This window comes from Flavobacterium sp. FPG59 (assembly GCF_002150205.1).
Classification (GTDB): Bacteria; Bacteroidota; Bacteroidia; order Flavobacteriales; family Flavobacteriaceae; genus Flavobacterium.
Map to the genome: position 1 here is coordinate 1 of NZ_MTCA01000364.1, position 1443 is coordinate 1443.

Annotated in this window: 1 protein-coding gene; it reads right to left on the minus strand. The window is 35.6% G+C overall.

Going from position 1 to position 1443, the window contains the following annotated elements; translation table 11 throughout:
• Window positions 1–28: 28 nt before the first annotated feature.
• The gene (locus FPG59_RS15990; protein WP_086455522.1) at window positions 29–1345 is read right to left on the minus strand and encodes an ammonium transporter; all 1317 of its coding nucleotides are present in this window, start codon (window positions 1343–1345) and stop codon (window positions 29–31) included.
• Window positions 1346–1443: the final 98 nt, after the last annotated feature.

Consider the following 1443-nt stretch of genomic DNA (forward strand, 5'->3'; position numbering starts at 1 on the left):
ATTGCTTATTGTAATAAATAATGTTTGATTATAAAAATTCACCATGTTGAGAAATGTCAAGTCCTAATTCTTCTTTTTCCTCGCTTACACGTAAAGGTGTTATTTTGTTAACAATAAAAAATAAAACATACGATGCGGTAAAAGCAAAAATAGAAACCACAACTAAAGCTTTAAATTGATTTAGAAATAAGGTAGTGTCTCCAAAAATTAAACCTTGATTATCTCCTACAACAGAATTAATTGATTTTGATGCAAAAACACCAGTAAGTAGCATTCCTACCATACCGCCCACACCGTGACAAGCAAAAACATCTAATGCATCATCAATTTTGCCTTTATGAAATGCTCTCACTACAAGATTACTTATGATACTAGCAATTGCTCCTATAAACATAGCGTGTGGAATACTTACAAAACCTGCAGCTGGTGTTATAGCCACTAAGCCCACAACAACTCCAATACAAGCTCCCATTGCTGATAATTTGTGTCCTAGAATCTTATCTAGAAATACCCAAGCCATACCTGCAGCAGCTGCCGCAACTGTAGTAGTTCCTAATGCTTGTACTGCAAGGCCATTTGATCCTAGTGCTGATCCTGCGTTAAAACCAAACCAGCCAAACCACAGTAAACCAGTTCCTAATAATACATAGGTTATTCTTGCTGGATTAACCTTTTGAACTTTTCTTTTTCCAAGGAAAATAGCTCCTGCAAGTGCTGCCCATCCTGCACTCATGTGTACTACTGTGCCTCCAGCAAAGTCAAGTACTCCCATTTTGAAAAATAAACCATCAGGATGCCAAGTCATGTGCGCAAGCGGAGTATAGATAAATAATATGAACAAAACCATAAAAAGTAAATAAGCCCAAAAACGGATACGCTCTGCAAATGCTCCAGTTATCAAGGCAGGTGTAATGATGGCAAACTTAGCTTGGAATAAGGCAAATAGCATAAACGGAATGGTAGGAGCTAAGCTCCATGCTGTATTTGTTCCTACACCTTGAAAAAACAAGTTAGGGATTGGATTTCCAATAACACCACCAATTGTAGGGCCAAATGAAAGTCCGAAAGCAATGATAACCCATAAAACGGTAACAATTATCATGGCCATAAAACTTTGTAACATTGTACTAATGACATTTTTTTTTCCAACCATACCGCCATAGAAAAAACCTAACCCAGGAGTCATGATAAGTACTAGAGCAGTAGCAACAATAATCCATGCGGTATCGCCAGTATCAAATTTTACAGCTTCGGCTGGAGCAGGTGTGTCAATTATTAGATAATTTGAAAAAAGGGTAAATAACAAGATTGCAATTAATAGCACACTCAAAACAATTTTTCTCATAGTTTTTTGATTTAAATTTCAATAAAAGTATAAAAATGTTATTTATACCCCATTAAAAATAACAGTGTGAATTGAACTTTTGAATATATATTAAAATG